General features: G+C 68.6%; 20 protein-coding genes. 7 read left to right on the top strand and 13 right to left on the bottom strand.

Annotation, left to right across the window (positions count from 1 at the left end; genetic code table 11):
• Positions 1-3 precede the first annotated feature (3 nt).
• Genes A9G05_RS06495 through flgB form a run of 8 tightly spaced genes read right to left on the bottom strand, consistent with a single transcriptional unit; the run spans position 4 to position 6,013 of the window.
• Entirely contained in the window at positions 4-1,107 is a 1,104-nt protein-coding gene (locus A9G05_RS06495) for a flagellar basal body P-ring protein FlgI (protein ID WP_069560189.1), read from the bottom strand.
• A gap of 11 nt (positions 1,108-1,118) precedes the next feature.
• Positions 1,119-1,790 (bottom strand): flagellar basal body L-ring protein FlgH, encoded by a 672-nt coding sequence (gene flgH, locus A9G05_RS06500; RefSeq protein ID WP_069560190.1) that lies wholly within the window; start codon positions 1,788-1,790, stop codon positions 1,119-1,121.
• Positions 1,791-1,798: 8 nt separating this feature from the next.
• Positions 1,799-2,584 carry a flagellar basal-body rod protein FlgG gene (gene flgG / locus A9G05_RS06505; RefSeq protein ID WP_069560191.1) on the bottom strand — a complete coding sequence of 262 codons (786 nt, stop codon included), beginning with the start codon at positions 2,582-2,584 and terminating at the stop codon, positions 1,799-1,801.
• A gap of 31 nt (positions 2,585-2,615) precedes the next feature.
• Positions 2,616-3,347 carry a flagellar basal body rod protein FlgF gene (locus A9G05_RS06510; protein ID WP_069560192.1) on the bottom strand — a complete coding sequence of 244 codons (732 nt, stop codon included), beginning with the start codon at positions 3,345-3,347 and terminating at the stop codon, positions 2,616-2,618.
• A 10-nt stretch (positions 3,348-3,357) separates the two neighbouring features.
• Positions 3,358-4,542: a flagellar hook protein FlgE gene (gene flgE / locus A9G05_RS06515; RefSeq protein WP_069560193.1), complete on the bottom strand. Its 1,185-nt coding sequence runs from the start codon at positions 4,540-4,542 to the stop codon at positions 3,358-3,360.
• Positions 4,543-4,563: 21 nt separating this feature from the next.
• Positions 4,564-5,223, bottom strand: coding sequence for a flagellar hook capping FlgD N-terminal domain-containing protein (locus A9G05_RS06520; RefSeq protein ID WP_069560194.1), 660 nt, complete (start codon positions 5,221-5,223; stop codon positions 4,564-4,566).
• Positions 5,223-5,651, bottom strand: a complete 429-nt coding sequence (gene flgC / locus A9G05_RS06525; RefSeq protein ID WP_069560195.1) for a flagellar basal body rod protein FlgC — start codon at positions 5,649-5,651, stop codon at positions 5,223-5,225. The genes A9G05_RS06520 and flgC overlap by 1 nt, the downstream gene beginning before the upstream one ends.
• A gap of 2 nt (positions 5,652-5,653) precedes the next feature.
• Entirely contained in the window at positions 5,654-6,013 is a 360-nt protein-coding gene (gene flgB, locus A9G05_RS06530; RefSeq protein ID WP_069560196.1) for a flagellar basal body rod protein FlgB, read from the bottom strand.
• Between the two features lie 106 nt (positions 6,014-6,119).
• On the opposite strand from flgB, the gene flgA reads away from it, so the two are divergent.
• Positions 6,120-6,890 carry a flagellar basal body P-ring formation chaperone FlgA gene (gene flgA / locus A9G05_RS06535; protein WP_083272507.1) on the top strand — a complete coding sequence of 257 codons (771 nt, stop codon included), beginning with the start codon at positions 6,120-6,122 and terminating at the stop codon, positions 6,888-6,890.
• Positions 6,891-6,896: 6 nt separating this feature from the next.
• Here flgA and lapD read toward each other — a convergent pair whose 3' ends face one another.
• The 3 genes from lapD to A9G05_RS06550 form a co-directional block, all read right to left on the bottom strand.
• Positions 6,897-8,837, bottom strand: a complete 1,941-nt coding sequence (lapD, locus tag A9G05_RS06540) for a cyclic di-GMP receptor LapD (protein ID WP_069560197.1) — start codon at positions 8,835-8,837, stop codon at positions 6,897-6,899.
• A 10-nt stretch (positions 8,838-8,847) separates the two neighbouring features.
• Positions 8,848-9,498 carry a cysteine protease LapG gene (gene lapG, locus A9G05_RS06545; protein ID WP_069560198.1) on the bottom strand — a complete coding sequence of 217 codons (651 nt, stop codon included), beginning with the start codon at positions 9,496-9,498 and terminating at the stop codon, positions 8,848-8,850.
• A 125-nt stretch (positions 9,499-9,623) separates the two neighbouring features.
• Complete coding sequence (locus A9G05_RS06550; protein WP_069560199.1) at positions 9,624-10,454, bottom strand: TlpA disulfide reductase family protein; 831 nt, start codon at positions 10,452-10,454, stop codon at positions 9,624-9,626.
• Between the two features lie 160 nt (positions 10,455-10,614).
• Between A9G05_RS06550 and A9G05_RS06555 the strand changes: the two genes are divergently transcribed.
• The 3 genes from A9G05_RS06555 to hppD all read left to right on the top strand — a co-directional run bounded on the left by A9G05_RS06555 (position 10,615) and on the right by hppD (position 13,989).
• Positions 10,615-11,973 (top strand): MBL fold metallo-hydrolase RNA specificity domain-containing protein, encoded by a 1,359-nt coding sequence (locus tag A9G05_RS06555; protein WP_069560200.1) that lies wholly within the window; start codon positions 10,615-10,617, stop codon positions 11,971-11,973.
• A 139-nt stretch (positions 11,974-12,112) separates the two neighbouring features.
• Positions 12,113-12,748: a maleylacetoacetate isomerase gene (gene maiA, locus A9G05_RS06560; protein ID WP_069560201.1), complete on the top strand. Its 636-nt coding sequence runs from the start codon at positions 12,113-12,115 to the stop codon at positions 12,746-12,748.
• A 164-nt stretch (positions 12,749-12,912) separates the two neighbouring features.
• Entirely contained in the window at positions 12,913-13,989 is a 1,077-nt protein-coding gene (hppD, locus tag A9G05_RS06565; protein ID WP_069560202.1) for a 4-hydroxyphenylpyruvate dioxygenase, read from the top strand.
• A 264-nt stretch (positions 13,990-14,253) separates the two neighbouring features.
• On the opposite strand, the gene A9G05_RS06570 is transcribed toward hppD, so the two are convergent.
• Positions 14,254-15,042, bottom strand: coding sequence for an IclR family transcriptional regulator (locus A9G05_RS06570; RefSeq protein WP_069560203.1), 789 nt, complete (start codon positions 15,040-15,042; stop codon positions 14,254-14,256).
• A gap of 102 nt (positions 15,043-15,144) precedes the next feature.
• Between A9G05_RS06570 and hmgA the strand changes: the two genes are divergently transcribed.
• Both hmgA and fahA read left to right on the top strand, forming a co-directional pair.
• Positions 15,145-16,449: a homogentisate 1,2-dioxygenase gene (gene hmgA / locus A9G05_RS06575; RefSeq protein WP_069560204.1), complete on the top strand. Its 1,305-nt coding sequence runs from the start codon at positions 15,145-15,147 to the stop codon at positions 16,447-16,449.
• 3 nt (positions 16,450-16,452) lie between these two features.
• Positions 16,453-17,748, top strand: a complete 1,296-nt coding sequence (fahA, locus tag A9G05_RS06580) for a fumarylacetoacetase (RefSeq protein WP_069560205.1) — start codon at positions 16,453-16,455, stop codon at positions 17,746-17,748.
• Positions 17,749-17,802: 54 nt separating this feature from the next.
• Here fahA and A9G05_RS06585 read toward each other — a convergent pair whose 3' ends face one another.
• Positions 17,803-18,957 carry a murein transglycosylase A gene (locus A9G05_RS06585; RefSeq protein WP_069560206.1) on the bottom strand — a complete coding sequence of 385 codons (1,155 nt, stop codon included), beginning with the start codon at positions 18,955-18,957 and terminating at the stop codon, positions 17,803-17,805.
• A gap of 153 nt (positions 18,958-19,110) precedes the next feature.
• On the opposite strand from A9G05_RS06585, the gene A9G05_RS06590 reads away from it, so the two are divergent.
• On the top strand, positions 19,111-19,482 hold the full coding sequence (locus A9G05_RS06590) for a YidH family protein (protein ID WP_069560207.1): 372 nt from the start codon (positions 19,111-19,113) through the stop codon (positions 19,480-19,482).
• Positions 19,483-19,868: the final 386 nt, after the last annotated feature.

Below are 19,868 nucleotides of genomic sequence, written 5' to 3' on the forward strand. Positions count from 1 at the left end.
TCCTCAGATCACCACCAGCTCGGCATTCAGCGCGCCCGCGCGCTGCAGGGCCTGGAGGATGGACATGATGTCGTCGGGGGTGGCGCCCAGGCGGTTGACCGTGTCGATGATGCTTTCCAGGGTCGTGCCCTCGGGCCACTTGAACATGGGGTTGGTCTGTTGCTCCACGCCCACATCGGAGTTGGGCGTGACAGTGGTCTGCCCACCGGACAGCGGCGCCGGCTGGCTGACCTGGGGGTTCTCGCTGATGGTCACGCTGAGGGTGCCGTGGGCCACGGCGGCGGCCTTGACTCGCACGCCCTGCCCCACCACCACGGTGCCGGTGCGGCTGTTGAAGACCACTTTGGGCCGGGTCCGCCCGGGCTCCACCTCCACCGCTTCAAGCAATGCCATGAAGGCCATCCTGGGTCCGGGGGACACCGGCGCGCGCACCGAAACCCGGGCGGATGACAAGGCATTGGCCGTCCCGGTGCCGAAGCGCTGGTTGAGTGACTCCACCACCTGGTTGACGCTCTGGAAGCCAGGCTCGCGCAGGCTCAGCATCACCTCGCTGCGCTCGGCGAAGTCGCTGGGGATACTGCGCTCCAGGCTCGCGCCGTTGGGGATCAGCCCGGAGGTGGGGCTGTTCAGGGTGACGCTGGAACCACTCTGGCCCTCGGCCTTGACGCCCCCCACCAACAGGTTGCCCTGGGCCACGGCATAGACCTCGCCGTCGATGCCCTGCAACGGGGTAAGCAGCAGCAGGCCGCCCCGCAGGCTCTTGGCATCCCCCAGGGACGACACGGTGACATCCAGCGTCTGTCCCGGCCCGTAGCCGGGCGGCACGCTGGCGGTGACCATCACCGCAGCGGTGTTCTTCAGCTTGGGATCGGTTCCCGGCGGCAGGTTGACGCCGAACTGCTTGACCATGTTGGTCACCGACTGGTTGGTGAACTTGACCTGGTTCTTGTCGCCGGTGCCGTCGAGCCCGACCACCAGCCCGTAGCCGAGCAACTGGTTGTCACGGACCCCTTCGACATCCACCAGATCCATCAGCGGGACAGCCCGGCCGAGGGGCTGCCAGGCGAGCCCGAGCAGGCCGAGCAACAGGGCGGCGTAGATGCGCATGGAGCACTCCATCAGAGGGGGAACAAAGGGGACGTGAAGAAGCGGGTCAGCCAGCCGGCGCTGTTGCTGTCGTTGAGCACCCCGCGACCGGCATAGGAGATCCGCGCGTTGGCCACCTGCTGAGACGACACCCGGTTATCGCGGTCGATGTCGTCGATGCGCACCAACCCGGTCAGGCGGATGTACTCGTCCCCCTGGTTGAGCCGCAGCGCCTTCTCGCCCTTCACCAGCAGCACACCGCCGGGGAGCACCTGGTGCACGGTCACGGCGATGGCCCCGCGCAGGGTGTTCTGCTGGGAGCTCTTGGCCGAGCCGGAGAAATCCCGCTCGGCGCTGGCCTGGTTGTTCAGACGGTTGTAGATCCGATTGCGCAGGGTCGGCAGCGGGATGTTCAACGAGGAACTCTTGTCGAAGCTGGTGCCCGCGCTCTTGCTGGACTGGGTGGACTCGTCCAGCACCACGGTGACGATGTCGCCGACACCGATGGCGCGCTTGTCGCGCAACAGCGAACCACCGTAGCCGGCGCGGAACAGCCCGCCGGAAGTGGGCGGCGGGCGTGCATAGTCCAGCGCCGGGGGCTGGTAGGCCGAGGAACTCTCGTCCGGCAGCAGTTCCTGGGCACTCTGGCAGCCCGCCAGAGCCAGCGTCACGAGCAGCAGCAACAGCAGCAGCAGGACACGCATCACCGACCTCATACGGTCTGGTTCAGGAACTGCTGCATGCCGGAAGCGGCATCCAGCACCTTGGCGTTGGCCTCATAGGCGCGCTGGATGGCGATCATGCTGACCATAGCCTCCACCACCTGCACGTTGGAGCCCTCGAGCACCTTCTGCTTGAGGTCGCCAAGCCCTTCCTGGCCGGGCACGCCCTCCACCGCCTCGCCACTGGCGACCGTCTCCTTATAGAGGTTGCCGCCCAGGGCTTCGAGGCCACCGGGGTTGGTGAAGTTGGCGAGCATGATCTGCCCCAGTTCGGTGGGCTGGGCAGAGCCGGGGAGCATGACCGTCACGATGCCGTCACGGCTCACGGTGAATTGGCTGGCGCCGGCGGGCAACTGGATGGCCGGCAACAACGGCAGCCCCTGGGCGTTGACCAGCATGCCTTCGCCATTGAGCTGCAACTGGCCGTTCTCGGTGTACCAGGTCTCGCCGTTGGGCGACTCCACCTGGAAGAAACCCGGCCCGACGATGGCCAGGTCCATGGGCTGACCGGTGGGCTGCATGCTGCCCTCGGTGAAGACTTTCTGTGTGCCGGCCACGCGCACCCCGCTGCCGAGCTGGATGCCCGAGGGCACGGTGTTGACCTGGTCGGCCTGGGCGCCAGGCGGCAGCTCGATGGCGTAGAACAGGTCCTCGAACACCACGCGGTCGCTCTTGAAACCGACGGTGTTGACGTTGGCCAGGTTGTTGGCCACCGCCGCGAGGGCGGTGTCCTGGGCGGCGAGCCCGGTCTTGCTGACCCAGAGTGCGGAACTCATGGAGGTTCTCCTTGTTGGTAAGGCGGCGCGCTCAGGCGCCGCGAATCATGCGATTGCCGTTGGCGGCCAGATCGTCAGCGGCCTTGAGCAGCTTCACCTGGGTCTCGAACAGGCGACTGAGGCTCAAGGTGCCGGTGAGCTCTTCGATGGCGGAGACATTGCTGCCCTCCAGGTAGCCTGCGGCGAGCTGCACCGTTTCACTGGCCGCGGCCGGGTTGCCATCGAGCGTGACCAGCAGGCCGCTGGCGTCCTTGCGCAGGCCGGCAGGGGGGGCATCGACACGCTTGATACGCCCCACCTCGGCCATCAGGTAATCGCCGCGGGGCTGGATCGACACCGTGCCATCGCTGCCGATGGCCAGGCGGTCGTAGGGCGGCAGTTCGAGCGGCCCACCCTCCCCCAGTACCGGACGCCCGCCGAGGCTGAGGCGGCCGGCGGCGTCCACGGTCAGGCTGCCATGGCGGGTGTAGGCCTCCCGGCCATCCGCCAGTTGCACGGCGATCAACCCGGGGCCACGGATGGCCAGATCGAGGTCGCGCCCGGTGGCCATCAGCGGCCCCGGCTTCAGGTCGATGCCGCTGGATTGCAGCCGCGTCGGGTGGCGGCTGTCGTAGCCGGCCCCCTCTACCGGCACCGCCTCGGCACGCGCGAGGTCGGCGCGGAACCCGGGAGTGCTGACGTTGGCAAGGTTGTTGGCGCGCACGTCCAGGGCAGCCTGCGTGCGGTTGGCGGCGGTCATTGCCGTGTAGCCCAGTCGATCCATGGTGGTTTCCTCAGACGGCGGCGAACAGGGCCTGGATGAGTTCCTTGTTGGTGCTCACCACCTTGGTGTTGGCCTGGTAGTTGCGCTGCCCCTCCATCAACCCCACCAGCTCGCGGGTGAGGTCGACGTTGGAGCCCTCCAGGGCGCGGGTCGTCAGCGCTCCGAACTGGCCGCTGCCGGGCGTACCCAGCAAGGCCGCGCCAGAGGCGCTGGTCTCGCTCCAACTGGTGCCGTTCTGGTCGGCCAGGCCGCCGGGGTTGGTGAAGCTCGCCATCACCACCTGCCCCTGCAGCAGCCGCTGGCCATTGCTGAAGGTGGCGTAGATGCGGCCGTCCTTCTCCACCGCCGTGCCGGTGCGCTCACCGGTGGCATAGCCGTCGGCGCGGTTGGTGCCGATGGCGAAGGGCGAGCCGAACTGGGTGGAGCCGGCATAGCTGAGGGCCAGGTTCAGGGGCTCCACACCGGGCAGCGGCTGCGTGACGGTCACCGGGGCGACCGGCGATGCCAGGGTGCCGCTGGTGGTGAAGCTCAGGGGCTGTGCGGCACCGGCACTGGCACCGTCGACGAAGTAGCGGACGTCCCACTGGTTGCTGCCGGTGTTGATGAAGTACTGCGTCAGCGCATGCTTTTTCCCCTGTGAGTCGAACACCTGCGTGGTCTGGGTACAGGTGTAAGTGTCGGGATTGGCGGGGTCGAACGGTGTGACCTTGGGCGGTGTGGCGTTGGCATCGAGGTTGGCCACGAAGTCCACCCGACTGCTGGCCTGGGCCGGCAGGTTCCCGGTCTTCTGCTGCAGATCACCCAGAACGCCCACCTGCAGCACACCGGCGTCATCGGCGGAATACCCCTGGACCCGCCCTCCCGCTGCCACCAGGTAGCCCTGCTCGTCGTTGCTGAACATCCCGGCGCGGGTGTAGCGGGTTTCTCCACTCTCGCTACGGGTGATGAAGAAGCCACCGCCGGCAATGGCCAGGTCCAGGTCGCGGCCGCTGGCGTTGATGGAGCCCCGCAGGCTCATGCTCTGGGTCACGGCCTGCACCTCCACACCCATGGGCTGGCCGGCGGAATACAGGCTGGCGAACTCGGCGCGGTAGGACTTGAAGCCGCTGGTGGCGGAGTTGGCAATGTTGTGGCTGACGGTGCTCAGGTGCTGGTTCACCGCGTTCAACCCGGTCAGGGCGATATTGAAACTCATGGTCTACCTCTCGCAGAACGATCAGGCGCCGTCGAACTCGACGACGCTGTAGAAGGGCACGCGGCCAAGGCCGGCAACGTCCAGGATCGGGCCCTGGGGGCCGGTGCGGACCTGATTGACGCGGCCCGACAACTCCACCGACGGCATCTCGCCACTGTCGGTCTGCACCTCCAGGCGGTAGCGGCCATCAGCCAGGCCAAGGGCCGCCGGGTCGATGCGCAGCGGTACGCGCCCAGCCTGTCGGGGGCCGAGCTTCAGCTCGGTACGCTCGCCGCTCTCGCTGACCAGCGTCAGGCGGGTGTCGCCCGAGGCGTGCTCGAGCCGCACCTCGCCCTCGAGCACCGTCCCGTCCAGGGTCACGCTGTCGGTGGCGACCTTCACCTGCTGGCCCACCAGCCCGGCGGCGGTGAGGGTCTGCAGGTTGTCCATCAGCACCAGGTTGCCCTGGGCCAGTTGGGCCAGGTTGGCCATGCTGCGCACCTGGGCGAGGTTGGCGTACTGGTTGATGTACTGGGCGCTGTCGGCAGGGTTGGTGGGGTCCTGGTTCTGGATCTGCGCGGTCATCAGGGTGATGAAGGTGTTCTCCATCTGCGCCACGTCACGCAGGTCGAAGGCGGGATTGCCCTGTACCTCCTGGCTGACTCCGGTGCGGCGGGTGGTGTCGGTGTCAATGCGGCTCATCAGGCTTCTCCCAGGCGCAGCAGGCCCTGTTGCATGCTCCGGACCCGGCTCAGCACCTCGACGCTGGTCTCGAAGCCTCGGGAGGCGGACAGCATGTCGGTCATCTCCTCGATGGGGTTCACGTCGGGGTAGAAGACGTAGCCGTCACGGTCGGCCAGCGGGTTGCCCGGCTCGTAGCGCCGACGGGGCTCGCCCTGCTCGGCGATCACATCCAGCACCTGCACCCGTGCACCGCCCAGCCCGGCCTGGCGGGACAGCTCGCCGTTCTCGTAGACGGCGGCGAACAGCGGCTTGCGCGGCCGGTACACGGCCTCGGGGCTGCCAGCGGAGGACTCGGCGTTGGCCAGGTTGCTGGCCACGGTGTTGAGGCGCACGGTCTGGGCGTTCATCGCCGAACCGGCAATGCGGTAGATGGCATCGAAGGACATGATCAACGGCCCTCGATGGCCTGCTTGAGGCCTCGGAATTTCATGGTCAGGAAGGTCAGGCTGGTCTGGAAATCCATGGCATTGCGGGAGAACTCCGCCTGCTCCACGCCCTGCTCCACGCTGTTGCCGTCCAGCGACGGGTTGAACGGCACGCGGTACTTCAGCTTCGGCGCCTGGTCTTCAAGGCCCGGCAGCCGGTAGTCGCCCCTCTGACGCATGTGTTCGGCGAAGTCGAAGTCCCGCGCGCGAAACCCGGGGGTGGACTCGTTCGCCAGATTCGAAGAGAGGATTTCGCTGCGCTGCATGCGCAGCTCCAGTGCCCGGGCGTGAACCTGCAGGCTTTCGTCGATTCGTATACTCATGGGCCCTCGGCCTCCTAGCGGTTGGGATCGAATGCCCTATCGCAGGAAGCGTGCCGGCCCTGATAAATCTCTATTTTTTCTTTTAATTTCAACGACTTGAGCGAGCATGAAAGCCAACCAGAACCGCTCCGACCTTCCGCTTTGCGACGCCGCGCGCGCCCGTGCGGGAAAACGCCCTTCCGCCCTCTTCCTCCTCATGGCAGGGCTGGCCGCGTCCGGCGCCCAGGCCGAGACGGGGGCTGCTGGCCAGGCGCTGGCAGCGGTCGCTCAGCAGCAGGACACGCACCTCGAAGCGCTCGCGCGCAGCAAGGGTTGGCAAGGGCTGGAGCACAGCCTGGAGAGCCAGGTGCTGGGAGAAACCGATTCCCTGGCACCGTGCAGCGAGCCCCTGTCAGTGACGGCGGAAGCGGCACGGCCCGACCCACTGGCACGCCAGCGCTACCGGGTGAAGTGCCCGGCGGGCTGGCAGCGCGTGGTGGTGAGCCAGGCCAGTGCTCGCCTGCCGGTGCTGGTCAGCCGCGTCAGCATCGAACGCGGGGCGACGCTGGAGGCCTCCCAACTGGAACGCAAGGTCATGCCTTTGGAGCGCCTGCGCCAGGGCTTCCATCAGGACCCGGCGGAAGTGGTCGGCCAGAGTGCTCGGCGCAGCCTGCGCGCGGGCCAGGTGATCGGCCCGGCGAACCTGGCACCGCCGGTACTGGTCCGGCGCGGCCAGCGGGTGACGGTGCTGGCGACGGCGGGCGGGTTGAATGCCTCGGTGGAGGCCGAGGCGCTGGAGGACGGTCGCCTGGGCGAGCGCATCAAACTGCGCAACGTCTCCAGCCGCAAGCCGCTGGAGGCGAAGGTGACGGGCCCGGGGCAGGTGCGACTGCCCTGACCCGCCTCAGGCGCGCCAGGGTGCCGGTTCGCCGAAGAGCCGGCCCTGCACGCCCTGGATGCCCATTTCACGCAGCACCGCCAGTTCACCCTCGGTTTCCACGCGCTCGGCGATCAGCGGCAGGTCGATGCTGTTGGCTGCGCGTTGCATGGCCTCGATGAACAGGCGTTTGTCGTTCTCCTGGTCGATGGCGCGGATGTGGTTGCCGTCCACTTTGAGGTAGGCCAGGCCCAGGCGGGCCAGGTTGCCGATCATGCTGAAGCGCCCGCCGAAGTGTTGCAGGCTGAGGGCGAAGCCCAGTTCGCGCAGGCGCCGGGTGAGGCTTTCCAGCACGGCCTGGTCGGGCAGTTGGTCCTCTTCCAGCTCCAGGGTCAGGCGCGGCCCCAACTGCGGGTGCTGGCGCAGCAGCTCGAAGGCGCGCTCCAGGGCGGCACGGTCACGCAGCAGCGCGCCGGAGAGGTTCAGGGCCAGCGGGCGGTCGTGCCCAGCCATCTGCTCCAGCACCCGCTGCAGCATCACCAGATCGAGCCGGGCAGACCAGCCGAAGCGCTCCAGCCAGGGCAGGAAGCGGCCGGCGGCGATGCTGCCGCCCTGCCCGTCCGGCAGGCGCGAGAGCACCTTGTGGTGCAGCACGCGCTGGGGATCACGGCTGTCCACCACCGGCTGGAAGTACAGCTCGAAACGTCGGGCAGAGAGTGCGTCGTCCAGCAGGCGGTGCCAGGTGTGGCGGTCTTCGCCGCCCTGCGCCGCGTCGCTGTGCTCGACGCAGGCCCAGGCCTGGCCACCTGCGCGCTCGGCGCGGGCCAGGGCCTCGTCGGCCAGGCGCATCAGTTCGTCCTGGGCCTCGCCCGGGGCGAAGGGTGCCAGGCCGATGTGGGCCACCGGCAAGCTGTCGGTGGCGCCGGTCTCAGCCAGGCTGACCAGCGCGGCGTCGAGGCGTTCGGCCAGTTGCTCGGCCTCCTCGCGGGTCAGCCCCGCGCCCAGCAGGACGAACTCGCCGCCCCGGCTGCGGGCCAGGGGGAAGCCGGCGCCGGCGCGCTTGAGCTGCTCGGCCACGGCCTTGAGCAACTGGTCGGTGCGCGGGCCACCGAGGCGCTGGTTGAGGCCGGCGAGGTCGTTGACCCGCAGCAGCAGCAGGTAGCCGTTGCAGGCGCGCTCGTCGCTGCCCAGGCGGTCCTGCAGTTGCAGTTCGAAATAGCGGCGGTTGCCGAGGCCCGTGAGGCTGTCCTGGTAGGCCTCGTCACGCAGGCGCTCGCTGCGTTCGGCCTGTTCCTGGAACAGCGCCTTGAGCTTCTCCACCATCTGGTTCATGGCCTGCACCACCCGGCGCAGCTCGGGGGTGCGCGGCAGTTGCGGCAGGCTGAGAAACTCGCGCCGGGCGATGGCGTGGGACTGCTCGACCATGTAGTCCAGCGGCCTGAGCTGGCGACGCAACAGCACGGCGCCCAGGCCGGCGCTGGCCAGGCCGCAGACCAGCAGCCAGCCGAGGGTGCCCAGGGCGGTCTGCCAGAGCTTGGCAATGGCGAACATCGGGTGGCTCTGCACCTCGACCCGCGCGGCCTGGGTCCAGCCACGGCTGACGATGGCGTCACCTCCGGCGGACTGCAGTCCCACCAGGGCGACGAACCACTGCGGGACGTTGGCCGCCACCGCGTCCGGCACGCCGGTGCGCTCCACCATCACCTGGCCGGTGGCGGTGTCGACCACGCGGATGCGCTCGAAATAGCCGCTGTCGAAGATCGAGCTGACCATCAGCTCCACCATCGCCGGGTCGTCGATGTGCGGTGTCAGCGACAGGCCCAGCGCCGTGGCGGCGTCCTGGGCGTGGGAACGCAGTTGGTTCTCGTACTGCTCCCGGGAGCTTTCCAGACTGACCATGAAGCTGCCGCTGAAGGCGACGACCAGGAACAGGCAGATGGCGATCAACAGTTGTTTGAACAGAGACATCCGGACTCCGCTATTCGCTCGTGGGAAAGCCTTCGGCTTTCATCTTCTTCAAAAGGTCCTGCCAGCGTGACAGCCGCTTGGAATCCCCCACCTGCTTGCCGCCCTTGCCGGCTAGCCACAGACCCTCGGCGTTGAAGGCGTATACCGGCAGCAGGTCGCTGCGCTGGCTGGCCGGCAGGATGCCGCCCACCAGGTTGTCCAGCACCAGGGGCACGGCGTCGGGCCGGGCGTAGTAGGTCAGCACCATGTGCGCCTGGTTCAGGCGCAGGGCCTTGACGTAGGTGATGCGCAGTTTCTCGCTGGGTACGCCGAGGTGGCGCAGGCTGATGTACTTGGCGATGGCGTAGTCCTCGCAATCGCCGGCGCCCTGGCGCAGCGCCTCCACCGGGGTGGCCCAGTAGTCCACCTGGCCCCAGGTGGCGAGGTCGTCGGTGAAGCGCAGCTTGGCGTTGAAGAAGCGGTTCACCTCTTCAAGCTGCTTCTTCTCGTCGGCGCCGGCCAGGCGGCCCAGCAGGGCCTGCCATTCATCGACCCGGGCCTTGCCGGGGCCGAGGGGGCCGTAGAGGGCTTCGGCACGGCGGCTGATGAGGGCGAAATCCCAATCGGCGTGGAGCGCACCAGCCAGCAACGCCAGCAGGCATGACGCGGCCAGCGCCAACATGCGCCACCCCCTTGCCCTGCCCACGGTCCGTCCACTGCCTTGCACCATCGCCACTGACCACCAGGCCTTGAAACCCGGCGCGCATGGTGCGGATTCAGGGCGGAAAACTCAATGGCGTTGTGCCGCTACGGCGCGGTGTTGGCGGGGGGCGCGTCGCGCTTGAGCACGCCCAGTGCCTGCACCAGGCTGGCCTGGGACAGCTCGCCCAGGTGGCTGCCGACCTGGCGCCCCTCGGCATCGAAGAACAGCGTGGTGGGCAGCGCACGGGAGCCGACCCGCTGCCCCAGCCGAGTGCCGCCGTCCAGCAGCACATGGCCGAGGGCGAGCCCCTCCTTGGCCAGGTAGTGGCGAACCGTTTCGGCGTCCTCACCCTGGTTGACGAACAGGAAGAGCACGTCGGCATGCTCTTGCGCGGCGCTGGCGAGCACCGGCATCTCACGGCGACAGGGCGGGCACCAGGTGGCCCAGAGGTTCACCACCAGCGGCTGGCCCTGGTAGTCCTCCAGCCGCACCGGCCGCCCGTCGCGGTCCTGCAGGGCCACCGGCGGCAGGCGGGTACCGCGCTCCAGCGCCTGCATCAGCGCCTGCCCCATGCCCCACAGCAACAACCCGCTGAGCAGCGCGACGCCCAGGGGCCGGCGCAGCGGCGGGCGTCGCCAGAGCAGCCAGCCGGCCAGCGCCAGGGCCGCCAGCACCCCGGGCCAGGCGATGAAGCCGCCGTCGCGGATGTCCAGCACCTGCCAGGGGGCCTCGCGGAAGTGCTCGGCATAGGCGACGACGAACGCCAGGCGCGCGCCCACCAGCGCCACCAGCAGCAGGTTGAACAGCACCGCCTCGGGGTTGTGTCCGCTGTGCCGGCCCAGCCACCAGCCGACAAGGGTGGACAGCAGCAGGCTGGCGAGGATCAGCAGGTGCGAAAGCGCCAGGGCGAACGGCCCGAGGGTGAGGGTCAGCATGGGGTCTCCGGGTTTTCTGGGGTGTGGTGCGGCCCGATGGTGGGCGGCACCGTGCAGCAATCCGCGCAACTCTTCAAGCATGAGCCGGACTTGATCCAGCGCAGCCTTGCAGCACCTATGCTTCCCCAGAATCAGCGCATCGACGACAAGGAGTAGAACCATGCGCCTGTTCTTTCTGGGTGGGGCCGGGACGGTGACCGGCAGCAAGTACCTGCTGGACCACAACGGCAAACGGCTGCTGGTGGACTGCGGGCTGTTCCAGGGCTACAAGCAACTGCGCGAGCGCAACTGGGACCACTTCCCGGTGCGCCCGCAGCGCCTGGACGCCATCGTGCTGACCCACGCCCACCTGGACCACAGCGGCTACCTGCCGGTGCTGGTGAAGGCCGGCTACCGGGGGCCGATCTACGCCACCGAGGCCACCTGCGAGCTGGCGCGCATCCTCCTGCTGGACAGCGGGCGGCTGCAGGAAGAGGAAGCCGAGTTCGCCAACCGCCACGGCTTCTCCCGCCATGCCCCGGCGCTGCCGCTGTACACCGAGGAAGACGCCGAGCGCACCCTGCGCCTGCTGCGCCCGCTGCCCTTCAACCGCAGCGTGGACATCCTCGGTGACCTGCGGGTGACCATGCGCCCGGCCGGCCACATTCTCGGCGCGGCCAGCGTGGAGCTGCGTGCCGGCGACATCACCCTGGGCTGCTCCGGCGATGTCGGCCGCCCCGACGATGCGCTGATGCTGCCCCCGCAGCCGCTGCAGGCCGCCGACTACCTGCTGGTGGAGTCCACCTACGGCAACCGCCACCACACCCCGACGATGGCCGAGGACCAGTTGGCCGAGGTGATCAGCCGCACCGCCCTGCGCCGGGGCATCACCGTGATCCCGGCCTTCGCCGTGGGCCGCGCGCAACTGCTGCTGCACCTGATCGACAAGCTCAAGCGCGCCGGGCGCATCCCCGACCTGCCGATCTACCTCAACAGCCCCATGGCCACCGATGTGACCGCGCTCTACCAGCGCTATCGCGACCTGCACCGGCTCAACGCCGAGGACTGCCTGGGCATGTGCAAGGTGGCGCACATCGTGCGTTCGGTGGACGAATCCAAGCGCCTGGACGAGATGCGTGCGCCCTCGGTGATCATCGCCGGCAGCGGCATGGCCACCGGCGGCCGGGTGCTGCACCACCTGAAATCCCTGGCGCCCGACCCGCGCAACACCATCCTGCTGTCCGGCTACCAGGCCGGCGGCACCCGTGGCGCGCTGATCGCCGGCGGCGCCGACAAGGTGCGCATCCACGGTGTGGACGTGCCCATCCGCGCCGAGGTGGTCCAACTGGAGAACCTCTCCGCCCACGCCGATGCTGACGAGATCCTCGACTGGCTGCGCCAGTTGCCCAAGCCGCCGAAGCACACCTACGTGGTTCACGGTGAACCGGACGCCGCCGACTGCCTGCGCCGGCGCATCACCCAGGAGCTGGGCTGGTCGGCCTCGGTGGCGGAGCATCGCCAGCGCGTGAACCTCGAATGAGGATCGAGTGGCAAGCCCGGCAATCGGCACAACGTCGGGCTTGCCGTCACGGAAAAAATTACGCAGAGTGTAAATAGATTATGAAAACAACAGCGTCGGCGGCCTCCCCGACTGGCGCGTGACCTTGCGAGAGCCCGCCATGGACCTCTACACCTATTACCGCTCCACCTCCTCTTACCGGGTACGCATCGCCCTGGCATTGAAGGGGCTGGAGGTCCACATGCTCCCGGTCAACCTGATCAAGGACGGCGGCGAACACCGCCAGCCGGCCTACCGCGCCATCAACCCCCAGGGCCGCGTGCCCGCGCTGCGTACTGACGAAGGCGCGGTGCTGATCCAGTCCCCGGCTATCCTCGAATACCTCGACGAACACCACCCCGAGCCCGCCCTGCTGCCCGGCGATGCGCTGCAGCGCGCCCGCCAGCGCCAGGTCACGGCGCTGATCGGCTGCGACATCCACCCGCTGCACAACGTGGCCGTGCTCAACCGTCTGCGGCAGATGGGCGCCGATGAAGCCACCGTCAACGACTGGATCGCCCACTGGATCGGCGAGGGCCTGGCGGCGGTGGAAGCGCTGATCGGCGACTCCGGCTACTGCTTCGGCAACGCACCGGGCATGGCCGACGTCTACCTGCTGCCGCAGGTGTATGCCGCCCGCCGCTTCAACGTGGACCTCTCCGGCTACCCGCGTATCCTGAGGGTCGAACGCCTGGCGCTGGAGCACCCTGCCTTCCGCGCCGCCCACCCGGACGCCCAGGCCGACAAGCCGGCCTGAGGAGCGCACCCATGCAGAGCCTCGCTTTCAAGGTCACCATCGGCGACCACCTCGCGCGCAGCGTGCGCGGGGTGTCCTGCGCGCCGCCGCGAAGCGTTTGATCGACCGACAGACGCCTTCAACCTTTCGCGGCGCGACCGCAACCTGATCCGAGGAGCCATGCCATGGCCGACATCTTTGAAAACCCCATGGGGCTGATGGGCTTCGAGTTCATCGAACTCGCCTCCCCCACCCCCAACGTCCTTGAGCCGGTGTTCGCCGCCATGGGCTTCACCAAGGTGGCCACCCACCGCTCCAAGGATGTGCACCTGTACCGCCAGGGCGAGATCAACCTGATCCTCAACAACGAGCCCAAGAGCCAGGCCGCCTACTTCGCCGCCGAGCACGGGCCCTCCGTGTGCGGCATGGCCTTCCGTGTGAAGAATGCTCACCAGGCCTATGCCCGTGCCCTTGAGCTGGGCGCCCAGCCCATCGAGATTCCCACCGGGCCGATGGAGCTGCGCCTGCCGGCGATCAAGGGCATCGGCGGCGCGCCGCTGTACCTGATCGACCGCTTCGGCGAGGGCTCGTCGATCTACGACATCGACTTCGAGTTCATCGAAGGCGTGGACCGCAACCCCAAGGGCGCGGGCCTGAAGATCATCGACCACCTCACCCACAACGTGTACCGCGGCCGCATGGCCTACTGGGCGGACTTCTACGAGAAGCTGTTCAACTTCCGCGAGATTCGCTACTTCGACATCAAGGGCGAGTACACCGGGCTGACCTCCAAGGCCATGACCGCGCCGGACGGCATGATCCGCATCCCGCTCAACGAGGAATCCTCCAAGGGCGCCGGGCAGATCGAAGAGTTCCTGATGCAGTTCAACGGCGAGGGCATCCAGCACGTGGCCTTCCTCACCGACGACCTGATCAGCACCTGGGACAACCTCAAGGCCCTGGGCATGCGCTTCATGACCGCACCGCCCACCACCTACTACGAAATGCTCGAAGGCCGCCTGCCCAACCACGGCGAGCCGGTGGACGCCCTGCAGTCACGCGGCATCCTGCTGGACGGCACCTCCGAAGGCGGCGAACGCCGGCTGCTGCTGCAGATCTTCTCGGAGACCCTGCTAGGCCCGGTGTTCTTCGAGTTCATCCAGCGCAAGGGCGACAGCGGCTTCGGCGAGGGCAACTTCAAGGCCCTGTTCGAATCCATCGAGCGCGACCAGATCCGCCGGGGCGTACTCGCCACCGAGTGAGTCATCGCCCTAACGAGAAAGCCCGCATCAAGCGGGCTTTTTCATGGCGGCCATCCAGCACCTGTGGGAGCGGTTTTAACCAGGGCGAAAGGTGGACCGCGCTTCACCGGTCCACCATCCGGGGTCACGGCGAACGCCATGGGTGGATGGTAAAAGCGCCATCCACCCTGCGCCCGAACGGCGCCGCGCCGGTTTGTGGGAGCGGTTTCGACCGCGAAAGCGCTTCGCCCTTACAACTGCACGAGGCCTACCGGACGCCCTCACTCACGTCGGACGCCCCCCCGCCATCCGCGCGGTGATGGTTTCGGCCGCCTGCTTCAGCAACTCCGCCGCGCGGCCGCTGGTCTCGGCATGGAAGCCGCTGGCGGCGCCCACCACCGTGATCACCCCGGCGATCTGCTCGCCGACCGCGAACACCGGCGCGGACAGCGCGTTGACCCCCGGCATCAACAAGCCGTGCACGTGGTGCAGGCCGCTGGCGCGGATCTCCGCGACCTGCGCCGCCAGGGCCTTGGCATCGGGTACGCCGGGCAGGTGCGCTTCCTCCTGCCGCAGCGGAGCGAACTCCGCCTCCGGCAGGTAGCTGGCGAACACCAGGCCGGTGGAGGAGCCCAGCAGCGGCAGCACCGAGCCCACGCGGGTCACCAGGGTCACCGCGCGCAGCGGCTGCTCCACATGCACCACCGTCGGGCCCTTGTTGCCCCACACGGCCAGGAAGCAGGTCTCGTTGAGTTCATCGCGCAGGGCCGACAGCGTCGGCGTGGCGGCACGTACCACATCCAGCCCGCCGATGGCGGCCAGGCCGACGAACAGCGCCTCGGGCCCCAGGCCGTAGTGGTTGGTGGTGGCGTCCTGGGCGGCGAAGCCGCTGGCGATCAGCGCCTGCAGGTAGCGATGGACCTTGGCCGCCGGCATGTCCAGGTGCTCCGCCAGCCGTGACAGCGACGTGGCCGGCGCCAGCTGGGCCAGGCCCTTGAGGATCTCGGTGCCGACTTCCGCCGCCTGCACCTTCTGTCGTTTGGACGCCTCGGCGTCGTCCTTCTGGATGGCCATGCACTGCCCCGCTTCGCTTAGGAGGCCGCTGTTATAGCTTGACCCCTTCCGGCTTTCAAATTACGTTATCCGTAATTCAATTACAAAAAACAGAGGCCATCCATGTCACCCGCGCTGCCCTCCTCCGACCTGCACTACCTGAGCGGTTTCAACAACGAGTTCGCCAGCGAGGCCCTGCCGGGCGCCCTGCCCATCGGCCAGAATTCCCCGCAGCGCGCGCCCTATGGCCTGTATGCCGAGCAGTTCTCCGGCACCGCCTTCACTGTGCCGCGCGCCGAAGCCCGCCGCACCTGGCTGTACCGCATCCGTCCTTCTGCCGCGCACCCGCGCTTAGAGCGCCTGGAGCGGCAGATTCCCGGCCGCGAGATGGGCCCGGTCAACCCCAACCGCCTGCGCTGGAACCCCCACCCCATTCCCCAGGCCCGTACCGACTTCATCGACGGCCTGCTGACCCTGGTCGCCACCGCCGATGCCGAGCAGGCCAGCGGTGTCAGCGTGCACCTCTATTGCGCCAACGCCTCCATGGAGCGGGTGTTCTTCAACGCCGACGGCGAATGGCTGATCGTCCCCGAGCAGGGCCGCCTGCGCCTGGTCACCGAACTGGGCGTGCTGGAAGTGGAGCCGCTGGAGATCGCCGTCATCCCCCGCGGCATGAAGTTCCGCGTCGAACTGCTGGACGCCAGCGCCCGCGGCTACATCTGCGAGAACCACGGCGCGGCCCTGCGCATCCCCGACCTCGGCCCCATCGGCAGCAACGGCCTGGCCAACCCCCGCGACTTCCTCGCCCCCGTGGCCCGCTACGAAGACCTGGAAGCCCCCACCGTGCTGGTGCAGAAGTACCTCGGTGAACTCTGGGCCACCACCCTCGGCCACTCGCCGCTGGACGTGGTCGCCTGGCACGGCAACAACGTGCCCTACAAGTACGACCTGCGCCTGTTCAACACCATCGGCACGGTCAGCTACGACCACCCGGACCCGTCGATCTTCACCGTGCTCACCTCGCCCAGCGACACCCCCGGCATGGCCAACGTCGACTTCGTGATCTTCCCGCCGCGCTGGATGGTGGCCGAGAAGACCTTCCGCCCGCCGTGGTTCCACCGCAACCTGATGAACGAGTTCATGGGGCTCATCCAGGGCGCGTACGATGCCAAGGCCGACGGCTTCGCCCCAGGCGGTGCCTCGCTGCACACCTGCATGAGCGCCCACGGCCCGGACAACGCCAGCACCACCGCCGCCATCGCCGCCGAGCTCAAGCCGCACAAGCTCGACCACACAATGGCCTTCATGTTCGAGACCGGCCGCGTGCTGCGCCCCAGCCGCTACGCCCTCGAATGCGCAGCCCTGCAGAGCGACTACGATGCCTGCTGGGACGGCATGGCCAAGACCTTCGACAAGGGCAGGATCTGATCGATGACCTCTCACGACACCCGCACCAGTTGGATCGAATCGGCCAACGGCCACCCCGACTTTCCCCTGCAGAACCTGCCGCTGGGCATCTTCAGCCCGGCCGGCGGCACCCCGCGTGGCGGCGTCGCCATCGGCGCGCACATCTTCGACCTGAAGATCGCCAGCACCGCAGGCCTGTTCGACGGTGAGGCCGCCGAAGCCGCCCGCGTCGCCGCCGGTGAAGACCTCAACGCCTTCTTCGCCCTCGGCGCCAACGCCCGCCGCGCCCTGCGCCGCCAGTTGCAGGAGCTGCTCGCCGCAGCCAGCCCCGCCCAGGCCCGCCTGGAAGCCCTCGGCACCGAGCTGCTGCCGCTGGCTGCTGACTGCCAACTGCACCTGCCGGCACGCATCGGCGACTACACCGACTTCTACGTCGGCATCCACCACGCCAACAACGTCGGCCGGCTGTTCCGCCCGGACAACCCGCTGCTGCCCAACTACAAGTACGTGCCCATCGGCTACCACGGCCGCGCCTCCACCGTGTGCGTCTCCGGCACCCCGGTACACCGCCCCAACGGCCAGACCCTGCCACCGGGCGCCGAAGTGCCGAGCTTCGGCCCCAGCAAGCGCCTGGACTACGAACTGGAGCTGGGCATCTGGATCGGCCAGGGCAACGCCATGGGCGAAGCCATAGAGATCGGCCGCGCGGCCGAGCACATCGCCGGCTTCTGCCTGCTCAACGATTGGTCCGCCCGGGACCTGCAGGCCTGGGAATACCAGCCGCTGGGGCCCTTCCTGGCGAAGAACTTCGCCACCACGGTTTCGCCCTGGGTGGTGACCGCCGAGGCGCTGGAGCCCTTCCGCACCCCGCAACCGGCCCGCCCGGCCGGCGACCCGCAGCCGCTGCCCTACCTGCTGGACGCGGCCGACCAGGCCAACGGCGCCTTCGACATCAAGCTGGAAGTGCTGCTGCAGAGCGCCACCATGCGCGAGCAGGGCATCGCCCCGGTGCGCCTGGCCCTCTCCAACACCCAGCACATGTACTGGACCGTGGCGCAACTGGTGGCCCACCACGCCGTGGGCGGCTGCAAGCTGCAAGCAGGCGACCTGTTCGGTTCCGGCACCCTGTCCGGCCCCGAGCCGGATGCCTTCGGCAGCCTGCTGGAGAGCACCTTCGGCGGCAAGCAGCCGCTGACCCTGCCCGGCGGCGAGCAGCGCACCTTCCTGCAGGAAGGCGACGAAGTGATCCTCAAGGCCTGGTGCGAACGCGACGGCCTCCCCCGCATCGGCTTCGGCGAGTGCCGCGGCCGCATCCTCTGAGACCAGCCCCATCCCGCCTGGCGCGGGATGGGGCGCTCGCTCTACCTACCGCGTCTAGTTCACCTCGGGCAACGGCACGCCGTTGGGCCAGAGCAGCCACAGGCGGCCGTCCTGCTTCATGTGGCCGGCCAGTTCGCCCGCCTCATCCCCGGTGCCCCAGAACAGGTCGGCACGCACCTCGCCGACGATGGCACCGCCGGTGTCCTGGGCCGCCACCGGGCGGGTGACCGGAGTGCCGTCCGGGCGGGTGGTCTCCAGCCACATCAGGCTGCCGAGGGGAATCACCTTGCGGTCGATGGCCACGCTGTAGCCAGCGGTCAGCGGCACGTTCAACGAACCACGGGGGCCTTCGGGGCTGTCCGGCCGGGTGACGAAGAACACGTAGCTGGGGTTGCTCGCCAGCAGCTCCGGCACCCGCGTCGGGTTGGCACGGGCCCAGTCGCGGATGGCGCCCATGTTCACCTCCTCCTTCTTCAGGTAGCCCTGCTCCACCAGCCAGCGCCCCACCGGGCGGTACGGGTGGCCGTTCTGGTCGGCGTAGGCGACGCGGATCTGGCTGCCGTCCTCCAGGCGGATGCGCCCGGAACCCTGGATCTGCAGGAACTGCAGGTCCATCGGGTCACCCAGCCAGGCCAGCACCGGACCGGCATCGGGCTTCTCGCGCAGGGTGGCGGCATCGTCATAGGGCTTGAGCACACGCCCCTCCAGACGACCACGCAGGCGCTTGCCCTTCAGCTCGGGGTACTGGGACTCCAGCGCCACCACGATCAGGTCGTCCGGCACGCCCAGCACCGGCACCGTCATCTGCTCGGAGCGGGCCAGGCTGCCCGGGTAGACGGGCTCGTAGTAGCCGGTGATCAGCCCGCGCTCGCCCTCACCGGAGCGCAAGCTGTAGAGCGACAGGCGCGCCTGCAGGAAGGCGCGCACCGCAGCCGGGTCATCGGCGACACCCACGGCCTCCGCACACACCGGGCCCCACACCGGGTCGCGGGCCAGGCGTTCGCACGCAGAGCGCCAGGTATTGAAGCCGGCCAGCAGGTCGGCATCGCTCACCGGCGGCAGTTCGCCCCATGCCACGCCCTGGTAGCGCGGCAGCACGGGGGCTTCGGGGGCTTCGGGTTTCGGGGTGTCGTCGCAGCCGGCGAGCAGCAGGAAGGGAGCCAGGGCAAAGGGCCACAGGCGGCGCAGGCGGGAAAGGGACTGGATCAAACGTCGGGTTCCTGGCTGGCAGAAAAGAAGCGCGCAGCTTGGGGGAGCCCACCGGCAACGTCAAACGCTGGCCCCTTGCCGTCACCGGCACGGCTCGCCGCTGCGCGCTATCCATGGCAGGCTTGCCCAGCCCTGTCTTGCCCCGGAGTGACGATGTCCGACCTCAACGACCCCCGCGTCTTCTTCGCCGCCGAGCGCACCCTGCTCGCCTGGAACCGCACCAGCCTCGCGTTGATGGCCTTCGGTTTCGCCATCGAGCGCACCGGCCTGCTGCTGCACCTGCTGCAGCCCGAGCACGCCCAGAGCCTGCAGAATCGCGCGTCCTACTGGGTCGGCCTGGCCCTGCTGCTGCTCGGCGCCTGGTGCGCCTGCTGGTCCTCGCTGCAGTACCGCAAGGTGCTGCGCACCCTCAGGCCCATCGAGATTCCCGAGGGCTACAGCGTCAACTCCGGCCCGCTGATCAACTTCGGCATCGCCCTGCTGGGGCTCGCCCTCGGCGTCTTTCTGCTGCTCGGATACGCCTGACGGCACACCACCGCATCGCGCCGTGGGCCTGTACCGGTACATCGAGGCCCTGTCTAACGCCGATTTCCCGGGCTGAAGCCCGGGCTACGAGAGGCGCCTCGCACTCCGAGGCGACATGCGTGCCAACGCATGGGCGCGATGCGGTTCGCTGGGCTCACCGCATCCTACGGGGCGTGTCCATCAGGCGAGCGTCGTGGCCCGCTCCGGTAGGGTGGAAGGCGCTCTTTCCATCCACCGACGAGGCCCCGCCTGACGCCGATTTCCCGGGCTGAAGCCCGGGCTACGAGAGGCGCCCCGCACTCCGAGACGACATGCGTGCCAACGCATCGCATGGGCGCGATGCGGTTCGCTGGGCTCACCGCATCCTACGGAGCCTGCCCATCAGG

Source organism: Pseudomonas sp. ENNP23 (assembly GCF_001728945.1).
Taxonomy (GTDB): domain Bacteria; phylum Pseudomonadota; class Gammaproteobacteria; order Pseudomonadales; family Pseudomonadaceae; genus Metapseudomonas; species Metapseudomonas otitidis.